Source organism: Enterobacter sp. E14S (assembly GCF_055666685.1).
Map to the genome: position 1 here is coordinate 368476 of NZ_JBVODQ010000003.1, position 17863 is coordinate 386338.

14 protein-coding genes and 1 pseudogene are annotated in these 17863 nt (G+C 58.4%); 11 read left to right on the plus strand and 4 right to left on the minus strand.

Going from position 1 to position 17863, the window contains the following annotated elements; genetic code table 11:
- The first annotated feature begins 22 nt into the window (after positions 1–22).
- The 3 genes from ACZ6J2_RS09900 to ACZ6J2_RS09910 are packed head-to-tail and all read left to right on the plus strand — an operon-like array spanning position 23 to position 4079.
- Positions 23–2566, plus strand: a complete 2544-nt coding sequence (locus ACZ6J2_RS09900; RefSeq protein ID WP_471725614.1) for a fimbria/pilus outer membrane usher protein — start codon at positions 23–25, stop codon at positions 2564–2566.
- Between the two features lie 20 nt (positions 2567–2586).
- Positions 2587–3579, plus strand: coding sequence for a fimbrial protein (locus tag ACZ6J2_RS09905; protein WP_471725616.1), 993 nt, complete (start codon positions 2587–2589; stop codon positions 3577–3579).
- Complete coding sequence (locus ACZ6J2_RS09910) at positions 3576–4079, plus strand: fimbrial protein (protein ID WP_063442302.1); 504 nt, start codon at positions 3576–3578, stop codon at positions 4077–4079. Before ACZ6J2_RS09905 ends, ACZ6J2_RS09910 begins: the two co-directional genes overlap by 4 nt.
- Here the strand turns inward: ACZ6J2_RS09910 and dinG are convergent.
- Together dinG and rhlE are read right to left on the minus strand one after the other, a co-directional pair.
- Positions 4066–6243 (minus strand): ATP-dependent DNA helicase DinG, encoded by a 2178-nt coding sequence (dinG, locus tag ACZ6J2_RS09915; RefSeq protein WP_471725619.1) that lies wholly within the window; start codon positions 6241–6243, stop codon positions 4066–4068. The genes ACZ6J2_RS09910 and dinG overlap by 14 nt on opposite strands.
- A gap of 97 nt (positions 6244–6340) precedes the next feature.
- Positions 6341–7726, minus strand: a complete 1386-nt coding sequence (gene rhlE, locus ACZ6J2_RS09920) for an ATP-dependent RNA helicase RhlE (protein ID WP_059446389.1) — start codon at positions 7724–7726, stop codon at positions 6341–6343.
- Between the two features lie 207 nt (positions 7727–7933).
- On the opposite strand from rhlE, the gene cecR reads away from it, so the two are divergent.
- From cecR to ACZ6J2_RS09945, 5 genes and pseudogenes are all read left to right on the plus strand, one after another.
- Positions 7934–8611: a transcriptional regulator CecR gene (gene cecR / locus ACZ6J2_RS09925; protein WP_471725621.1), complete on the plus strand. Its 678-nt coding sequence runs from the start codon at positions 7934–7936 to the stop codon at positions 8609–8611.
- Complete coding sequence (gene hlyD, locus ACZ6J2_RS09930; RefSeq protein ID WP_471725623.1) at positions 8608–9603, plus strand: secretion protein HlyD; 996 nt, start codon at positions 8608–8610, stop codon at positions 9601–9603. The genes cecR and hlyD overlap by 4 nt, the downstream gene beginning before the upstream one ends.
- Positions 9596–11335 carry an ATP-binding cassette domain-containing protein gene (locus tag ACZ6J2_RS09935; protein WP_471725624.1) on the plus strand — a complete coding sequence of 580 codons (1740 nt, stop codon included), beginning with the start codon at positions 9596–9598 and terminating at the stop codon, positions 11333–11335. Before hlyD ends, ACZ6J2_RS09935 begins: the two co-directional genes overlap by 8 nt.
- A complete protein-coding gene (locus tag ACZ6J2_RS09940) occupies positions 11325–12458 on the plus strand; it encodes an ABC transporter permease (RefSeq protein WP_471725625.1) in 1134 nt (377 codons plus the stop codon). Before ACZ6J2_RS09935 ends, ACZ6J2_RS09940 begins: the two co-directional genes overlap by 11 nt.
- 9 nt (positions 12459–12467) lie before the next feature.
- A pseudogene (locus tag ACZ6J2_RS09945) lies at positions 12468–13573 on the plus strand (ABC transporter permease).
- Here ACZ6J2_RS09945 and ACZ6J2_RS09950 read toward each other — a convergent pair.
- Positions 13535–13945, minus strand: a complete 411-nt coding sequence (locus ACZ6J2_RS09950) for a YbhQ family protein (protein ID WP_014883088.1) — start codon at positions 13943–13945, stop codon at positions 13535–13537. The pseudogene ACZ6J2_RS09945 and the gene ACZ6J2_RS09950 overlap by 39 nt on opposite strands.
- Positions 13946–14078: 133 nt before the next feature.
- Between ACZ6J2_RS09950 and ACZ6J2_RS09955 the strand changes: the two genes are divergently transcribed.
- From ACZ6J2_RS09955 to ACZ6J2_RS09965, 3 genes are read left to right on the plus strand one after another with little or no spacing between them, the layout of a single operon-like run.
- Entirely contained in the window at positions 14079–14840 is a 762-nt protein-coding gene (locus ACZ6J2_RS09955; protein WP_023334979.1) for an endonuclease/exonuclease/phosphatase family protein, read from the plus strand.
- Complete coding sequence (gene clsB, locus ACZ6J2_RS09960; RefSeq protein ID WP_471725626.1) at positions 14837–16075, plus strand: cardiolipin synthase ClsB; 1239 nt, start codon at positions 14837–14839, stop codon at positions 16073–16075. Before ACZ6J2_RS09955 ends, clsB begins: the two co-directional genes overlap by 4 nt.
- Positions 16075–17037 carry a lysylphosphatidylglycerol synthase domain-containing protein gene (locus ACZ6J2_RS09965; protein WP_033144983.1) on the plus strand — a complete coding sequence of 321 codons (963 nt, stop codon included), beginning with the start codon at positions 16075–16077 and terminating at the stop codon, positions 17035–17037. The genes clsB and ACZ6J2_RS09965 overlap by 1 nt, the downstream gene beginning before the upstream one ends.
- A 100-nt stretch (positions 17038–17137) precedes the next feature.
- Here the strand turns inward: ACZ6J2_RS09965 and ACZ6J2_RS09970 are convergent, their stop codons facing one another.
- Complete coding sequence (locus ACZ6J2_RS09970; protein WP_033144982.1) at positions 17138–17845, minus strand: Bax inhibitor-1/YccA family protein; 708 nt, start codon at positions 17843–17845, stop codon at positions 17138–17140.
- Positions 17846–17863: the final 18 nt, after the last annotated feature.

A 17863-nucleotide genomic window follows, 5' to 3' on the forward strand; every position in this document is an offset into this window, starting at 1 on the left:
TCTATTCAACGCCTGGATAATCATGTACAGCACAACTAAGCCGCTATTACGTCGACTGCGTGAAATGCTGCCCACTTTTTGTGGGATAGCGGTGACATGCTGCGCGCTCCAGGCCCACGCTGATGATTATTTTAACCCTGCCCTGCTGGATATTGATAATCCAGAGCAGGCAAAGACCGATCTCTCTGTTTATGAAAATGGTCCCGGTCAGGCGCCGGGTAAATATCAGGTCGCGATGTTCGTCAATAACAATAAAATCGACACCCGTGACGTCCTTTTTACATTACAAAAAGATGCGCTGGGAGATGATTCCCTGCAGCCCTGCCTGAGTCTGGATGAATTAACGCATCTGGGCATCAAAACCAAAGATTATCCAAAGCTGGCGGCAAAAGGGGAATGCGCGGATCTCAGCGCCATCCCTTCGGCCTCGGCGACTTTCCGTATCAAAAACCAGCAACTACTGCTGAGTATTCCCCAGTCGGCGCTGGGCCAGGTGCCTCGCGGCTATATCGATCCGAAAGAGTATGACGAAGGGATCACCGCGGGCATCCTGAACTATAGCGTTAACGCCAGCCAAAGCCACGCCCGCCAGCATGGGAAAGCGGACAACAGCAGCCAGTTTATTAACCTGCGCCCCGGTTTTAACACCGGTGCCTGGCGCGTGCGAAATTACAGCACCTGGAACCACAATTCGGATGGCGGTCAGGGCGACGGCAAGCTGACCCCGGTCTATACCTATGCCCAGCGCGATATCGTGGGGCTGAAGAGCGAGCTGACCGTGGGACAGAGCAGCACCCAGGCCGACGTTTTCGACAGTGTCTCTTACACTGGCGCACAGCTGGCTACCGAAAGCGACATGCTGCCGGACAGCGAGCGCGGGTATGCCCCGGTGGTACGCGGTACGGCGCACAGTAACGCCCAGGTGGTGGTTCGCCAGAATGGCTACGTTATCTACCAAAACACCGTCGCCCCCGGCGCGTTTGAGATTAACGATCTCTACCCCACCGGCAGCAGCGGCGATCTGAACGTCACGGTAAAAGAGACCGACGGCAGCGAGAGTCACTTCGTGGTGCCGTTTGCCTCCGTGCCGGTGCTGCAGCGGGAAAAACACCTCAAGTACAGCGTCGCTGCAGGGCGCTATCGTTCATACGATAAAGAGGTTGAGAAGACCCCTTTCGCCCAGGGCAGCGCCATCTATGGCCTGCCACACGGCGTCACCGTTTACGGCGGTACGCAGCAGAGTTCGCATTACCACTCCGCCGCGCTCGGCGCAGGGAAAAACGTTGGAGACCTCGGCGCGTTCTCCGTAGACGTTACCCGCGCCAAAGCGTTACTGAAAAAGCGCAAAACCAGCAATGGGCAATCCCTTCGTCTGCGCTACAGCAAAAATTTTATCGCGACCGGCACTCACTTTTCGCTGGCGGGTTATCGCTACAACAGCAAAGGCTTTTACACCCTGCAGGACACCATGGAGTCCTGGACCAGTGCAAACGACTGGTCCGCTCCACAGCAGCGCCGCGCACGGGCGGAGGCCACCGTCGACCAGACGCTGGGCGAAAAGTGGGGTTCGGTGACGCTAAGCCTGGTGAAAGAGAGTTACTGGAGCCAGCATCAGGATATGACCTCCCTGAGCGTTAACTACAACAATAGCTGGCACGGCGTGAGCTATAGCCTGAGCTACAGCATCAATAAAAACAGCGACGACACGGACGAAGACGGTAAATCCATCAGCTATGACCGACAAATCGGCCTTAACGTGTCGGTTCCGCTCGACCGCTGGCTGCCTAACACCTGGGCAAACTACAGCCTGAACAACGGTAAAGACGGCACCACCCACAACCTGGGCCTGAATGGTACCGCGCTGGAGGGAGACAAGCTGAGCTGGAACGTTCAGCAGGGACTGGACAGCGCTAATAACAACACCTCCACCAGTATGAATGCGGATTACAAAGGCACCTACGGTGAAGTGCGCGGCGGCGTAAGCCAGGACAGCCATCAGTACACCGTGAACGCCGGGATCCAGGGCGGCATCGTCGCCCACTCTGACGGCGTCACCTTCGGTCAGACCCTGGGCGAAACCGTGGTGCTGATTAAAGCGCCGGGAACGCACGGCACGCACGTTACTAACCAGACGGGCGTGGAAACGGACTATCGCGGCTATACGCTGGTGCCCTTTGTCACTCCGTGGCGTCACAACCCAATTTCGCTGGATACCGAGACGCTGCCAGACGATGCCGACGTGACACACGCCTCGCAGACGGTAACACCAACGCGCGGCGCGATAGTTCGCGCCAGCTTCGATACTCGCGTGGGCAACCGCGTCTTAATGACGCTGGCCTGGAAAGACAAACCGCTGCCCTTTGGCGCAACGGTCACCACGGAAGACAAGAGCAGCGAATTTATCGTCGGTAACGACGGCCTGGTGTATCTCACCGGACTGCCGCAGCAAGGACGCCTTTTCGTTTCCTGGGGCAAGGAGGCGAGCGAACATTGCGTCGCCGATTACGCCCTGACGCAAGAGAAGGATGACACCAACATTATTAACGCTGCCGCGCAGTGTCACTGATTAACACCGGACCGATCATAATGCAGATAGCAAAATCGTTTTTCTTACTTTTAGTTCTGGCGACGGCAGCACTCTTTATGCCGCACGCAAAGGCCAACTGTGTCTCACCAAATTTACCAGCGCTGCTATCGTTATCGTCTATTTCAGTACCTACCAGCCTTCCCGTGGGAGAGACCATCCCGGGAACGGAACGTTCGGCTCACATCGCGGGGGGCTGCTATACAGCCGAAGACGCAGGCCGTCAGATCATTGCCTGTTACCACGGCCTGGGTAGAGAGACTCCCAATATCCCTGGTGTTTATGAGTCGGGTGTTGCCGGGATCGGCGTGTCGCTCCGAAACAGTAAAGGGGAGCGTGTGATGGGAGCAGCAGACCAAATCTGCACAACTAAGTCTTCCGTGGGTCAGGTGTCTGATTCGACGGGTAGCGATGGTTCATTTGCGTTTAGCTTCGACGTCTCGCTGGAACTGGTGAAAACCAGCGAGGTGGTAACCGCCGGTACACTCACATCCAGTAATACACAATTTGGCTTTGGTGTTGAGCAAGTAGAAAGCTTAAGTTATCCAAACACCCTCTCCTACTCAGGTAACGTGGTGGTTAAAGCAGTCACCTGCACCGTATCACCCAAGTCTCTGACCGTCACGCTGGGGGATTTTCCGGTGAGCCGTTTTACCGGTCCGGGAACCCTGGTCTCCCAGTCGGTATTCAATATCGACATGCTCTGCGATCAGGATGTACAGCCGGAAATGATGGTCACCAGTGCCAATGGCTATGAAACGAATTTTCCTGGCGTGATCAAATTAACGCCGGAAAACGGCGTGGCGACCGGCGTGGGGGTGAGAATGCTCTTTAACGGTCAGATACCTGTTTTCGGGCAATATATGGATACCTTTACCGCCTATGCCAATATCCGCTCGCAATATCCCTTCAGCGTCTCTTACCAACAAACCAGTTCGGAGGTGACGCCCGGAACGGCGAATGCCGTCGCAACCATTACGGTGGCCTACAAATGAAAACCTTATTAGCCCTTTTACTCCTTGGAGTGGCCAGCCAGAGCCTGGCGGAAGAGATTCAGCTCGATATTCGCGGAAACATTTACGCCAACGCCTGCCAGGTAGACAGCACCAGCCAGAACCTGACGGTCAATCTGGGCAAAGCGAATACCGGCGATTTTAAGGACGTGGGCGATACCGGACAATGGAATTCATTCGACTTAACCCTGTCGAAATGTCCAACCACTTCCGTGCTGGCCACGGCCACCTTTCACGGTCAGCCAGACAGTATTCATCCGACTAAATTCGCCAGCACCGGAACCGCGAAAGGACTGGCGCTGGAGCTTGCCGACCCGCAGGATCAGATCTCGCTTGCCCCGGACGCCAGCTTCAGCGTGTTGATCAACCAGGACAATCACACGGCGGATTTCCCGCTGGCCGCCCGCTATTACGCCACCTCATTGCCGGTCACGGCAGGAACGTTCAGCAGCGTGGTGCAGGTGACCTTCATTTACCAGTAGGACCGCGCCCCTTAGCACGGAGGCTTTTCTTACGCCCGGAAGTCAATGTTGCCGGGCGTTTTTTTACCTCAGGCACCTCCGGCTGTTCGATCGGGAAGATCGGCAGCGCGTTCAGGAGCCGTTGGCCGTAATTTTTGGTGAGCAGACGTTTGTCATAAATCACCACCTCGCCCCAGCAGCCGTGGCTACGAATCAAGCGCCCAACCTGCTGAATCAGGTTAAACGACGCCGCAGGCAAACTCTGCACTTCAAACGGATAGCGGTTGAGGCTTTTCAGCCATTCCCCCTCGGTGATCACCACCGGGCTGTCGATGGGCGGGAAGGCGATTTTATGGATATGCACCTGCGTCAGGTAGTCGCCTTTCAAATCCAGGCCTTCAGCAAACGACTGCAGCCCCACCAGCACGCTGCGCTCGCCGTTATCAATGCGCTTACGGTGGGTTTCCACCAGCCGGTAGCGCGGCTGATCCCCCTGCACCAGCAGGAGTAAACGCAGATCGGTGACGTGTTCGAGGAAACGCTGCATTGCCCGCCCGCTGGCAAACAGCACCAGCATACCGGGGTACTTTTTACTCTCGACCTGCTCGCGGAAGTAGGCCGCCATTTCCGCGATGTGCTGCTCTTCGTTGTCGATGAGCGGCTCGAATTTCATGCGCGGAATGACCAGCTTGCCCTGCTCGCAGTGGTTAAACGGCGAGTCCAGCGCCACGAAACGGTCGCCCGCTTTCTCTTTTAGCCCGCTCATCTCCTGCAGCCTTGAGAAACTGTTCAGGGAACGCAGCGTGGCAGAGGTGACAACCACGTGCGGCACGCTGCGCCAGATCAGCTTTTCCAGCTGATCTGCCACCCGGATGCCCACGCAGTGGAAAAAGAGGTGCACCTGCCCGTCGCGCACGTCGCGGGTGGCCCATTTGGTGACCGGCGCGCCGGACGCCTGCGCCATCGAGGCCAGCCGCCAGAGCTTACTCTGCGCTTCGAACATCCCCAGCGCGCGGTTCATCTGCAGCAGAACGCGGTGCAGACGCACCACGTCATGCGAGCCGGTTTTCTCGCTGAGATCGTTTAAGAACATCTCCGCCAGCCCGCGCAGCTTTTCCAGATGTTTCGCCAGCTGCTGGCAGATCTCCATCACCTCTTCCGGTAGCTCCCCCATCGCAAAGCGGTGTTCGGCTTCCTGGGCTGCCGGAAGATAAAGATTCAGGATGTTGTTCAGGGATGAGATGAGGCTATAGATCTCTTCACAGTGGTCGCTCAGCCGCTCCGGCACCGCCAGCGGCGGCGTGGTTTTCGGGCGGAACTGCTCCATGCAGGTCGCTACCAGCTTGCAGAAGAGATCCAGCTGCAGGCGGAACCACGGAGCGGTGATTTCGGCGCTCATCTCCAGCGCATCCCGCGCCACGTCCGGCAGATGGTGGCCTTCGTCGAGCACCAGCAGCAGGTTTTTGGGCTCCGGCAGCACCGCTTCGCTCTCGAGCGCCGCCATCACCAGCGCGTGGTTTGCGACCACTACCTCCGCCTCCTGGATCTCACGCCGGGCGACAAAGAACGGGCACTCGCGGTAGTAGTGACAGTTGCGGTTCAGGCAGCTCGCTTTATCGGTGCTGAGCCTGCGCCACAGGTCGTCGCTGATGGCCTGGCTGGTGTGATCCCGCAGGCCGTCCCACTTATAGCCGTCGAGCTCGACTTTGAGTTTTGCACACTGCTCCTGCTCGGCCTTATTGTTTGGCGTCAGCTCGTCATCTAGAAACGCGAGCAGATCCTGCTGATTCGGCTCGCTGCTGGCCAGCGCCGCCAGGTTACGCGGGCACACGTAACGCCCGCGCCCAAAGGCTGCCGTAAACCGCAGGTCGGGGATGATTTTGCGCAGCAGGGGTAAATCCTTGCTGAAGATCTGGTCCTGCAGCGCCACGTTGGCGGTGCTGACCACCAGCGTTTTGTCCTCTTCCCGCGCAATCGCGATGCCAGGAATGAGATACGACAAGGTTTTCCCGACGCCGGTCGGGGCTTCAATCGCCAGATGTCGCCCGTCGTCCCCGGCGAGCGTTTTTGCCACGTCAGCAATCATCTGCCGCTGCGGCGCTCGGGGGATAAAATCGGGGATCTGCTGTTGTAGCGCCTTATACCATGCGCCAATTTGCGCCTTGAGCGCAGCGGTTAAAGCCATCGGAAAACCTGAAATACTGTATAAACAGCCACTATTGTGGCACTTTCTCTTCGCTGCCGCAAAAAGAAAAGCCCGGCTTTACGACCGGGCTTCCAGATTACTGCGGGTTAGCAGGCTTGCGCGGGCGGCGTCGACGCTGCCCTTCTCCTGCCGGTTTCCCTTCGCCGCTGCGCCACGGGTTTTCACCCGCTGGTTTGCTGTCGTTGTTACGACGCGGCGGTTTGCCGGATGATTTCGGCGCGCCGCCTTCGGCACGACGCGGCTGCTGACCGCGACCGCCGCCGCCCTGGCCACGTCCACCGCCGCCCTGACGACCGTTCTGAATCGGCTCGGCTTTGATGGACGGGTCCACTTCGTAACCCGGGGTTTCGATGCGCGGGATCTCTTTCTTCAGCAGGCGCTCGATGTCGCGCAGCAGCTTGTGCTCGTCCACGCAGACCAGAGAGAGCGCTTCACCGGTTGCCGCCGCGCGGCCGGTACGGCCGATACGGTGAACGTAATCTTCCGGCACGTTTGGCAGCTCGTAGTTCACCACGTGCGGCAGCTCTTCAATGTCGAGGCCACGGGCGGCGATGTCGGTCGCCACCAGCACGCGGATGTCGCCGGATTTGAAGTCCGCCAGCGCACGGGTACGCGCGCCCTGGCTCTTGTTACCGTGGATCGCCGCGCTGCGGATGCCGTCTTTATTCAGCTGTTCCGCCAGGTGGTTGGCGCCGTGCTTGGTGCGGGTAAAGACCAGCACCTGCTGCCAGTTGCCCTGACCGATCATCTGGGAGAGCAGTTCCCGCTTGCGCTTTTTATCCACAAAGTGAACGTGCTGCGTCACCTGTTCGGAGGCGGTGTTGCGGCGTGCCACTTCCACTTCCAGCGGGTTATGCAGCAGTTTTTCCGCCAGCGCCTTGATCTCGTCGGAGAAGGTCGCGGAGAAGAGCAGGTTCTGACGACGCGCGGGCAGCTTGGCCAGCACGCGGCGAATGTCGTGGATAAAGCCCATGTCGAGCATGCGGTCGGCTTCGTCCAGCACCAGAATTTCGATGTTATCCAGCTTCACCGCGTTCTGGTGTTCGAGATCCAGCAGACGGCCCGGCGTTGCTATCAGCACGTCCACGCCGCCACGCAGCTTCATCATCTGCGGGTTAATGCTGACGCCACCGAAAACCACCAGCGAGCGGATGTTGAGATAGCGGCTATAGTCACGCACGTTCTCACCAATCTGCGCCGCCAGCTCGCGGGTTGGGGTCAGGATCAGGGCGCGGACAGGACGACGGCCTTTGGCGTGCGGCTGGTTTTTTACCAGCAGTTCCAGCAGCGGCAGGGTAAAACCGGCGGTTTTGCCGGTACCGGTCTGGGCGCTCGCCATCAGGTCACGGCCCTGAAGAACGGCGGGGATCGCCTGCTGCTGGATTGGGGTTGGCTCAACGTAGCCCTGCTCTGCGATCGCGCGCAGAATTTCCGGGTTCAGGCCAAGGGAATCAAAAGACATAAAAACTCCGAACCGCCCCGACCATCACAGGTGTAGTTTTCAGGGAGATATAACGAATAGGGGAGGACAAAAACCACAATGTCGCGAAGGAGCGGAGTGTAGCAGCTTTTGTGACGTGGCGCATAAAATATCCCTCAGCGTTCCCTCGACGTTAGCGGGAATCAGGCATAATCTTAATCAATCGATTGATTAATTCTTAATGCCGCCATGAATACAACACCCACAACAACTAAAGGTGAACAGGCCAAAAATCAGCTTATCGCCGCCGCGCTGGCGCAGTTTGCTGAGTACGGACTGCATGCAACCACGCGCGATATTGCCGCGCTGGCCGGGCAGAACATTGCGGCGATTACCTACTACTTTGGCTCAAAAGAGGATTTATACCTCGCCTGCGCCGAGTGGATCGCCGATTTTATCGGCGCGCAGTTTCACCCGCACGTTGAGGAAGCCACCGCGCTGCTCGGCCAGCCGTCGCCCGATCGCGCCGCCGTTCGCCAGCTTATTCTCAATGCCTGCCACGATATGATCCGCCTGCTGACGCACGACGATACGCTCAACCTGAGCAAGTTTATCTCCCGGGAGCAGCTCTCCCCGACCGTCGCCTACCAGCGGGTACACGATCGGGTGATTGAGCCAATGCACTCGCACCTGACCCGGCTGATCGCCGCCTATACTGGTCGGGATGCCAGTGATACCGAGACAATTTTGCATACCCACGCCCTGCTGGGTGAAATCCTTGCCTTCCGTCTGGGCAGGGAAACCATCCTGTTACGCACCGGCTGGACACAATTTGATGAGGATAAAGCCGCGCAGATTAGCAAGGTCATCGCCTGTCACGTCGATCTGATCCTGCAAGGCTTAACGCAAAGGAGCCTGAAGTCATGAAAAAACCTGTCGCCATCATTCTGGTGGTTGTTGTTTTGCTTGCCGCCGGAGTCGGTGGATGGCTGTGGTATCAGAGCCATCAGGATAAAGGCCTGACGCTGTACGGTAACGTGGATATTCGCACGGTGAACATGAGCTTCCGCGTAGGCGGACGTCTCGCCTCGCTGAGCGTGGACGAAGGCGATGCCATTAAAAGCGGGCAGACGCTGGGGATGCTGGATAAAGCGCCCTATGAGAATGCGCTGCTGCAGGCCAAAGCGGGCGTGTCCGTCGCCCAGGCGCAGTATGACCTGATGCTGGCAGGCTATCGCGACGAAGAGATCGCCCAGGCCGCCGCTGCCGTTAAGCAGGCGCAAGCCGCCTATGACTACGCGCAGAACTTCTACGCGCGCCAGCAGGGATTGTGGAAAAGCCGCACTATTTCTGCCAACGATCTGGAAAATGCGCGCTCGTCCCGCGACCAGGCGCAGGCCACGCTGAAGTCCGCGCAGGATAAATTAAGCCAGTACCACACCGGTAACCGCCCGCAGGATATCGCCCAGGCGAAAGCCAGCCTTGAACAGGCGCAGGCGCAGCTGGCTCAGGCAGAGCTGGATCTGCACGACACCACCTTAATCGCGCCGTCTGACGGCATGCTGATGACCCGCGCCGTGGAGCCGGGCAGCATGCTCAGCGCGGGCAGCACCGTCTTAACGCTCTCCCTGACCCGCCCGGTCTGGGTACGCGCCTACGTTGATGAGCCTAATCTCGGCCAGATGCAGCCGGGCCGCGAGCTGCTGCTCTATACCGACGGTCGCCCGGACAAGCCGTATCACGGCAAAGTGGGCTTTGTCTCCCCTACCGCCGAATTCACGCCGAAAACAGTTGAAACACCGGACCTGCGTACCGACCTCGTGTATCGCCTGCGCATCATCGTGACCGATGCGGACGACGCGCTGCGTCAGGGTATGCCCGTAACCGTAACAGTCAGCGACGGGGAACGACATGAATGACGCGGTTATCCAGCTCAACAATCTGGTCAAACGCTTTAAGGGAATGGACAAGCCTGCGGTAGCTCCGCTGAATTGCACCATCCAGAAAGGCTACGTGACCGGGCTGGTCGGTCCGGACGGCGCGGGGAAAACCACGCTGATGCGGATGCTGGCGGGGCTGCTCAAGCCGGATGAAGGCACGGCCAGCGTGCTCGGTCTTGACCCGATAAAAGACGACGGTGCGCTCCACGCCATGCTCGGCTATATGCCGCAGAAGTTTGGCCTGTATGAAGACCTGACGGTGATGGAAAACCTGAACCTGTACGCCGACCTGCGCAGCGTCACCGGCGAAACGCGGCAAAACACCTTCGCTCGCCTGCTGGAGTTTACCTCCCTCGGCCCGTTCACCGACCGGCTGGCGGGCAAGCTCTCCGGCGGGATGAAGCAGAAGCTGGGGCTAGCCTGCACGCTGGTCGGCGAGCCAAAGGTGCTGCTGCTGGACGAGCCCGGCGTCGGCGTAGACCCGATTTCGCGCCGTGAACTGTGGCAGATGGTGCACGAGCTGGCGGGCGACGGGATGCTGATCCTCTGGAGCACCTCCTACCTCGACGAAGCGGAACAGTGCCGGGACGTGCTGCTGATGAACGAAGGCGAACTGCTTTATCAGGGCGAGCCGACGACGCTGACGCAGAGCATGGCCGGGCGCAGCTTCCTGCTGCACAGCCCGCAGGAGTCCAACCGCAGGCTGCTGCAGCGGGTGCTCAGGCTGCCGCAGGTCAGCGACGGGATGATCCAGGGCCGCTCGGTACGGGTAATTCTCAAAAAAGAGGCCACCGCCGACGATATTCGCCGCGCGCCCGGCATGCCTGAGATCGAAATGGAAGAGACCGCGCCGCGCTTTGAGGACGCGTTTATCGACCTGCTGGGCGGCGCGGGTACCTCAGAGTCGCCGCTTGCCGCCATTTTGCATACGGTGGAAGGCACGCCGGGCGAAACGGTGATTGAAGCCAAATCCCTCACCAAAAAGTTCGGGGAATTCGCCGCCACCGACAACGTCAACTTTGCGGTGAAGCGCGGGGAGATTTTTGGCCTGCTCGGGCCGAACGGCGCGGGAAAATCGACCACCTTTAAGATGATGTGCGGCCTGCTGGTGCCGACGTCCGGCAAGGCGCTGGTGCTGGATATGGACCTGAAGGTCAGCTCCGGCAAGGCGCGCCAGCATCTCGGGTATATGGCGCAAAAGTTTTCGCTGTATGGCAACCTGACGGTCGAGCAGAATCTGCGCTTTTTCTCCGGCGTGTACGGCCTGCGCGGGCGGGCGCAAAACGAGAAAATCCGCCGCATGAGCGACGCCTTCGCGTTAACCAACATCGCCTCCCACGCCACCGACGAGCTGCCGCTCGGCTTTAAGCAGCGGCTGGCGCTGGCCTGCTCGCTGATGCACGAGCCGGATATTCTGTTTCTTGATGAGCCAACATCAGGCGTTGACCCCATTACCCGCCGCGAGTTCTGGCTGCACATCAACAGCATGGTGGAAAAAGGGGTGACCGTGATGGTGACCACCCACTTCATGGACGAGGCGGAGTACTGCGACCGCATCGGGCTGGTGTATCGCGGCAAGCTGATTGCCCACGGAACCCCGGACGACCTGAAAAACCAGGCCGCCGATGATGAAGTTCCGGACCCGACCATGGAGCAGGCGTTTATCACCCTCATCCACGACTGGGATAAGGAGAATGCCCATGCGCAGTAATGCCATTTCCTGGCGCAGGGTGTGCGCGCTGTGCATTAAAGAGACGCGGCAGATCGTGCGTGACCCCAGCAGCTGGCTGATTGCGGTAGTCATCCCCCTGCTGCTGCTGTTTATCTTTGGCTACGGCATTAACCTGGACTCCAGCAAGCTGCGGGTCGGGATTTTGCTGGAGCAGCAGAGTGAGGATGCGCTGGACTTTACTCATGCCATGACCGGATCGCCCTATATTGACGCCACTATCAGCGATAACAGGCAGGAGTTGATCCAGAAAATGCAGGCCGGGAAAATTCGCGGCCTGATCGTCATTCCGGTGGATTTCGCCGCCAATATGGCGCGGGCGAATGCCGACGCGCCGATCCAGGTGATTACCGACGGCAGCGAGCCGAACACCGCCAACTTTGTGCAGGGCTACGCGGAGGGGATCTGGCAGCTCTGGCAGATGCAGCGCGCGGAGGACCGGGGTGAAGAATTTAAACCACTGATCGACGTGCAGACGCGCTACTGGTTTAACCCCGCCGCCATCAGTCAGCACTTTATTATTCCGGGCGCGGTGACGATTATCATGACGGTGATTGGCGCGATCCTGACCTCGCTGGTGATCGCCCGCGAGTGGGAGCGCGGGACCATGGAGGCGCTGCTCTCTACCGAAGTGACGCGCGTCGAGCTGCTGCTCTGCAAGCTCATCCCCTACTACTTCCTCGGCATGCTGGCGATGCTGCTCTGTATGCTTGTCTCAGTCTTTATCCTCGGCGTGCCGTATCGCGGCTCGCTGGTGGTGCTGTTTTTTATCACCAGCCTGTTTTTACTCAGCACGCTGGGCATGGGGCTGCTCATCTCCACCATCACCCGCAACCAGTTCAACGCCGCGCAGGTGGCCCTCAACGCCGCCTTTTTACCGTCGATTATGCTGTCCGGGTTTATCTTCCAGATAGACAGTATGCCTGCGGTGATCCGCGCCGTGACCTATGTTATTCCGGCGCGCTACTTTGTGAGCACGCTGCAAAGCCTGTTCCTGGCGGGGAATATTCCGGTGGTGCTGATCGTCAACACGCTATTTTTAATGGCGTCAGCGGTGATGTTTATTGGGCTGACGTGGATGAAAACCAAACGGCGACTGGATTAAGGAGCGAACATGTTTCACCGATTATGGACGTTGATACGCAAAGAGCTGCAATCCCTGCTGCGCGAGCCGCAAACCCGCGCCATTCTGGTCTTGCCGGTGCTGATCCAGGTTTTACTGTTCCCGTTTGCCGCCACCCTTGAGGTGACCAACGCCACCATTGCCATTTACAATGAAGATAACGGCAAACATTCCGTCGAGCTGACGCAGCGCTTTGCGCGTGCGAAAGCCTTTACCCATATCCTGCTGCTGAAAAGCCCGCAGGAGATCCAGCCCACCATCGACACGCAAAAAGCGCTGCTGCTGGTGCGGTTCCCGGCGGATTTTTCCCGCAATCTGGATACCTTCCAGACCGCGCCGATGCAGCTGATCCTCGACGGGCGTAACTCCAACAGCGCCCAGATAGCGGCCAACTACCTGCAGCAGGTGGTGAAGGATTACCAGCAGGAGCTGATGGAGGGCAAACCGAAGCCCAACAACAGCGAGCTGGTGGTGCGTAACTGGTACAACCCGAACCTGGACTACAAGTGGTTCGTGGTGCCGTCGCTGATCGCCATGATTACCACTATTGGGGTGATGATCGTGACTTCCCTTTCCGTCGCCCGCGAGCGCGAACAGGGCACGCTGGACCAGCTGCTGGTCTCTCCGCTCGCCACCTGGCAAATTTTCGTCGGCAAAGCGGTCCCGGCGCTGATCGTCGCGACGTTCCAGGCCACCATCGTGCTGGGGGTAGGAATTTGGGCCTACCAGATCCCATTCGCCGGTTCGCTGGCGCTGTTTTACTTCACGATGGTGATTTACGGGCTGTCGCTGGTGGGATTTGGACTGCTGATCTCGGCGCTCTGCTCGACGCAGCAGCAGGCGTTTATCGGGGTGTTCGTCTTTATGATGCCCGCGATTTTGCTCTCGGGGTATGTTTCACCCGTCGAGAACATGCCGGTATGGCTACAGGATCTGACGTGGGTAAACCCGATTCGGCACTTTACGGACATCACCAAGCAAATCTATCTGAAGGATGCGAGTCTGGATATTGTCTGGGGAAGTTTGTGGCCGCTACTGGTCATAGCGGCCAGACGGGCTCAGTGGCGTACGCGATGTTTAGACGCAACATTGCGTAGCTTTTTCTCTTTGGTCAGCAGCGAGACGACCGCAGGCCCTGCGAGGATAGCCAGACCCGCCAGGGCCAGCAGCAGGTTGTTTTGCAGCACGCGCGACAGCAGCCAAAGCACGATCATCGCCGCACCAAAATACCAGGTGGTGGTGAGCTCTTCGAGCACATCACCCACCTCGCGCCAGCGCGCTTCATGGTGGCGCTGTAAGAACAGCATCGACAGCACGGTGACGCCATAAAGGACGCATAGCCCCAGGCCAACACGCACCAGCGTGCCGCTCATCCAGCCCATCACCAGTACGGCCACGACCAGTAAATGCAACATTATCTGCCAGCAACTCAGGCCAGTTGCGACACGAACACGTTGTTGCCACTTCATGGCTTCTCTCCTGAAGGATTTTTCTCTGCTTAATCAGACTACCGCACTTTACGGAAAATTCCGTAACGCCGCATCTTTTTGTGACGCCGACTACACTTTATTTTCATTGGGATAGTCACTCAGGAAGGAGCTTATGACTCAAAAAATGCAGCATTTCTCGCTTAAGGTGCTGACGATAAACATTCATAAGGGCTTCACAGCATTTAATCGCCGCTTCATTTTACCGGAGCTGCGCGACGCGGTTCGCACCGTCAGCGCGGATATTGTCTGCCTGCAGGAGGTGATGGGCGCACACGAAGTGCATCCGCTCCACTTTGAGAACTGGCCCGACACGCCGCACTATGAATTTCTGGCCGACACCATGTGGAGTGATTACGCCTACGGCCGCAACGCGGTCTACCCGGAAGGACATCACGGAAACGCGGTGCTGTCCCGCTACCCCATTGAACATTACGAAAACCGCGACGTTTCCGTCGGGGAAAGCGAAAAACGCGGCCTGCTTTACTGCCGCATTACCCCGCCCGACCTCGAGCGACCCGTACATGTCGGCTGTGTTCATCTGGGCCTTCGCGAAGCCCATCGTCAGGCGCAGCTGAAAATGCTGGCCGAATGGGCCAACGCGCTTCCCGAAGGTGAACCGGTGGTGGTAGCGGGCGATTTCAACGACTGGAGACAGCGGGCAAACCATCCGTTGAAAGTGGATGCCGGGCTGGAGGAGATTTTTACTCGCGCCAACGGCAGGCCTGCGCGCACCTTCCCGGTCCGTTTCCCGCTGCTTCGGCTTGACCGCATCTACGTGAAAAATGCCCACGCCAGCAGCCCGACCGCCCTGGCGCTCCTTAACTGGCGACATCTTTCCGACCATGCCCCGCTCAGCGCGGAGATCCACCTATGAAATGTTCCTGGCAGGAAGGCAACCGAATCACGCTGCTGGTCAATGGGGACGAGTATTATCCGGCCGTGTTTAAAGCGATTGACCATGCACAGCAGAAGGTGATCCTCGAAACCTTTATCTGGTTCGAAGACGACGTCGGCAAGCAGCTGCATGGCGTGCTGCTGCGCGCCGCCCGGCGCGGCGTCAAAATTGAAGTATTGCTTGATGGCTATGGCTCGCCGGATCTCAGCGATGCGTTTGTCAATGAGTTGACCTCCGCGGGCGTGGTGTTCCGCTACTACGATCCCGGCCCTCGCCTGTTCGGCATGCGTACCAATCTTTTCCGCCGGATGCACCGCAAAATTGTGGTGGTGGATGAGACGGTGGCGTTTGTCGGCGGCATTAACTACTCCGCTGAGCATATGTCCGACTATGGCCCGGAGGCGAAGCAGGACTACGCCATTCGCATTGAAGGCCCGGTGGTGCAGGACATTTTGCTCTTTGAGCTGGAGAACCTGCCGGGTAAAGAGGCCGTTCGCCGCTGGTGGAGACGCCGCCATCGCCCGGAAGAGAACCGGAAGCCCGGCGAAGCGCAGGCGCTGTTTGTCTGGCGGGACAACGAGGAGCATCGGGACGATATTGAACGTCACTACCTGAAGATGCTGGCCAATGCGAAGCGCGAAGTGATTATCGCCAATGCCTATTTCTTCCCCGGCTACCGTATTCTGCACGCCATGCGCAACGCGGCCCGACGCGGGGTTCGCGTGAAGCTGATTGTGCAGGGCGAGCCGGATATGCCTATCGTCAAAGTCGGCGCACGCCTGCTGTATAACTACCTGGTGAAGGGCGGCGTGCAGATCTACGAATATCGCCGCCGACCGCTGCACGGCAAAGTGGCGCTGATGGACGATCACTGGGCCACCGTGGGTTCCAGCAATCTCGATCCGCTGAGCTTATCGCTCAATCTCGAGGCTAACCTGATCATTCACGATCGCCAGTTTAACCAGACCCTGCGGGATAACCTGCAGGCGCTAATCGTTAACGACTGCGTGCGCGTGGACGAGTCCATGGTCCCTAAACGTACCTGGTGGAACCTGGGCATCAGCGTGGTGGTGTTCCACTTTCTGCGCCATTTCCCGGCCATGGTCGGCTGGCTGCCGGCGCATACGCCTAAACTTGCGCAGGTGGACCCGCCGGTACAACCCGAAATGGAAACCCAGGACCGTATTGAAGCGGAAGACGGAGGCAAACCCTGATGTCGAAATCGCATCCGCGCTGGCGGCTGGCAAAAAAGATCCTGACCTGGCTGTTTTTTATTGCGGTCGCGGTTCTGCTGGTGGTCTACGCGCAGAAAGTTGACTGGGAAGAGGTGTGGAAAGTCATCCGCAACTATAACCGGATGGTGCTGCTGGGCGCTGTGGGGCTGGTTATCGTGAGCTACCTGATGTACGGCTGCTATGACCTGCTGGGCCGTGCTTACTGCGGCCACAAGCTGGCCAAACGTCAGGTTATGCTGGTGTCGTTTATCTGCTACGCCTTTAACCTGACGCTGAGCACCTGGGTCGGCGGCATCGGCATGCGCTATCGCCTCTACTCGCGGCTCGGCCTGCCGGGCGGGACCATCACGCGAATTTTCTCGTTAAGCATCACCACCAACTGGCTGGGCTATATTTTGCTCGGCGGGGTGATCTTCACCATCGGCGTGGTGCAGCTGCCCGCGCACTGGTATATCGATGAGGCCACGCTGCGCATTCTGGGCATCGTACTGCTGCTGATTATCGCCGTTTATCTGTGGGCGTGCGCGTTTGCCAGACGCCGTCATATGACCATTAAAGGGCAAAAGCTGGTGCTACCCTCGTGGAAGTTTGCGGTGCTGCAGATGGCCGTCTCCAGCGCCAACTGGATGGCGATGGGGGCGATTATCTGGCTGCTGATTGGCGAGGACGTCAATTACTTCTTCGTGCTGGGCGTGCTGCTGGTGAGCAGTATTGCGGGCGTGATTGTGCATATTCCGGCGGGGATCGGCGTGCTGGAAGCGGTATTTATCGCCCTGCTGGCCGGGGAGCATGTCTCTCAGGGAACGATTATCGCCGCCCTGCTGGCGTACCGCATGCTGTATTACTTCCTGCCGCTGGCGCTGGCAACGGTGTGTTATCTGGTGCTGGAGAGTCGGGCGAAAAAGCTGAGAGCGAAGAACGAGAAGGCGTTAGCGAAATAAAAGCAAAACGGCAACCTTGTTGCCGTTTTTAGTGTTTGTTCCCTCTCCCGTGGGAGAGGGTCAGGGTGAGGGCACCAGACCGCACCCCGGCAAAACAACCTTAACGACGGTTGCCGAAAATCCGCAGCAGCATCAGGAACAGGTTGATGAAGTCCAGATACAGCGTCAGCGCGCCCAGGATCGCGTATTTGCGCAGGTTTGAACTGTCGCGTACGTCAATCTGCTCGCCGATGTTTTTCAGCTTCTGGGTGTCATACGCCGTCAATCCAACGAAGATAACCACCCCGATGTAGGTCACGGCCCACATCAGCGCGTCGCTCTTCAGCCACAGGTTCACCAGTGACGCCAGCACAATCCCAATCAGCCCCATAAACAGCATGCTGCCGAAGCCGCTCAGATCGCGCTTCGTGGTGTAACCGTAGAGGCTCATCGCACCGAACATCCCGCCGGTGACCACAAACGTGCTGGCGATGGAGGAGTAGGTGTAAACGATGAAAATGCTGGAAAGCGTCAGCCCGGTTAGCGCCGAGTAGAGCATAAACAGCGTAGTCGCCATTCCGGCACTCAGCTTTTGCACCAGACCAGAAAGCACAAACACCAGCGCCAGCTGCGCGATAATCAGCCCAAAGAAGGTGATTTTGCTGGAGAAGATAAACATCATCAGTTCAGGCGTGTTCGCCGCATACCACGCGATAAACGCGGTAAGCAGCAGGCCAACCGTCATCCAGCCGTACACCTGAGCCATATACGTCTGCAGGCCGCTACGGGTCTGCTGTACTATTGAATCGGAACGCGGAAATCGGTCCATGATTCACTCCTGATTAAG

Bases quoted from the DNA above. Each gene is read 5' to 3' on its own strand.
- ACZ6J2_RS09935 (WP_471725624.1), top strand. From the start codon at position 9,596: ATGAATGACGCGGTTATCCAGCTCAACAATCTGGTCAAACGCTTTAAG.
- ACZ6J2_RS09905 (WP_471725616.1), top strand. From the start codon at position 2,587: ATGCAGATAGCAAAATCGTTTTTCTTACTTTTAGTTCTGGCGACGGCA.
- ACZ6J2_RS09970 (WP_033144982.1), bottom strand. From the start codon at position 17,845: ATGGACCGATTTCCGCGTTCCGATTCAATAGTACAGCAGACCCGTAGC.
- ACZ6J2_RS09900 (WP_471725614.1), top strand. From the start codon at position 23: ATGTACAGCACAACTAAGCCGCTATTACGTCGACTGCGTGAAATGCTG.
- ACZ6J2_RS09940 (WP_471725625.1), top strand. From the start codon at position 11,325: ATGCGCAGTAATGCCATTTCCTGGCGCAGGGTGTGCGCGCTGTGCATT.
- cecR (WP_471725621.1), top strand. From the start codon at position 7,934: ATGAATACAACACCCACAACAACTAAAGGTGAACAGGCCAAAAATCAG.
- rhlE (WP_059446389.1), bottom strand. From the start codon at position 7,726: ATGTCTTTTGATTCCCTTGGCCTGAACCCGGAAATTCTGCGCGCGATC.
- ACZ6J2_RS09955 (WP_023334979.1), top strand. From the start codon at position 14,079: ATGACTCAAAAAATGCAGCATTTCTCGCTTAAGGTGCTGACGATAAAC.
- ACZ6J2_RS09910 (WP_063442302.1), top strand. From the start codon at position 3,576: ATGAAAACCTTATTAGCCCTTTTACTCCTTGGAGTGGCCAGCCAGAGC.
- hlyD (WP_471725623.1), top strand. From the start codon at position 8,608: ATGAAAAAACCTGTCGCCATCATTCTGGTGGTTGTTGTTTTGCTTGCC.
- ACZ6J2_RS09950 (WP_014883088.1), bottom strand. From the start codon at position 13,945: ATGAAGTGGCAACAACGTGTTCGTGTCGCAACTGGCCTGAGTTGCTGG.
- clsB (WP_471725626.1), top strand. From the start codon at position 14,837: ATGAAATGTTCCTGGCAGGAAGGCAACCGAATCACGCTGCTGGTCAAT.
- ACZ6J2_RS09965 (WP_033144983.1), top strand. From the start codon at position 16,075: ATGTCGAAATCGCATCCGCGCTGGCGGCTGGCAAAAAAGATCCTGACC.
- dinG (WP_471725619.1), bottom strand. From the start codon at position 6,243: ATGGCTTTAACCGCTGCGCTCAAGGCGCAAATTGGCGCATGGTATAAG.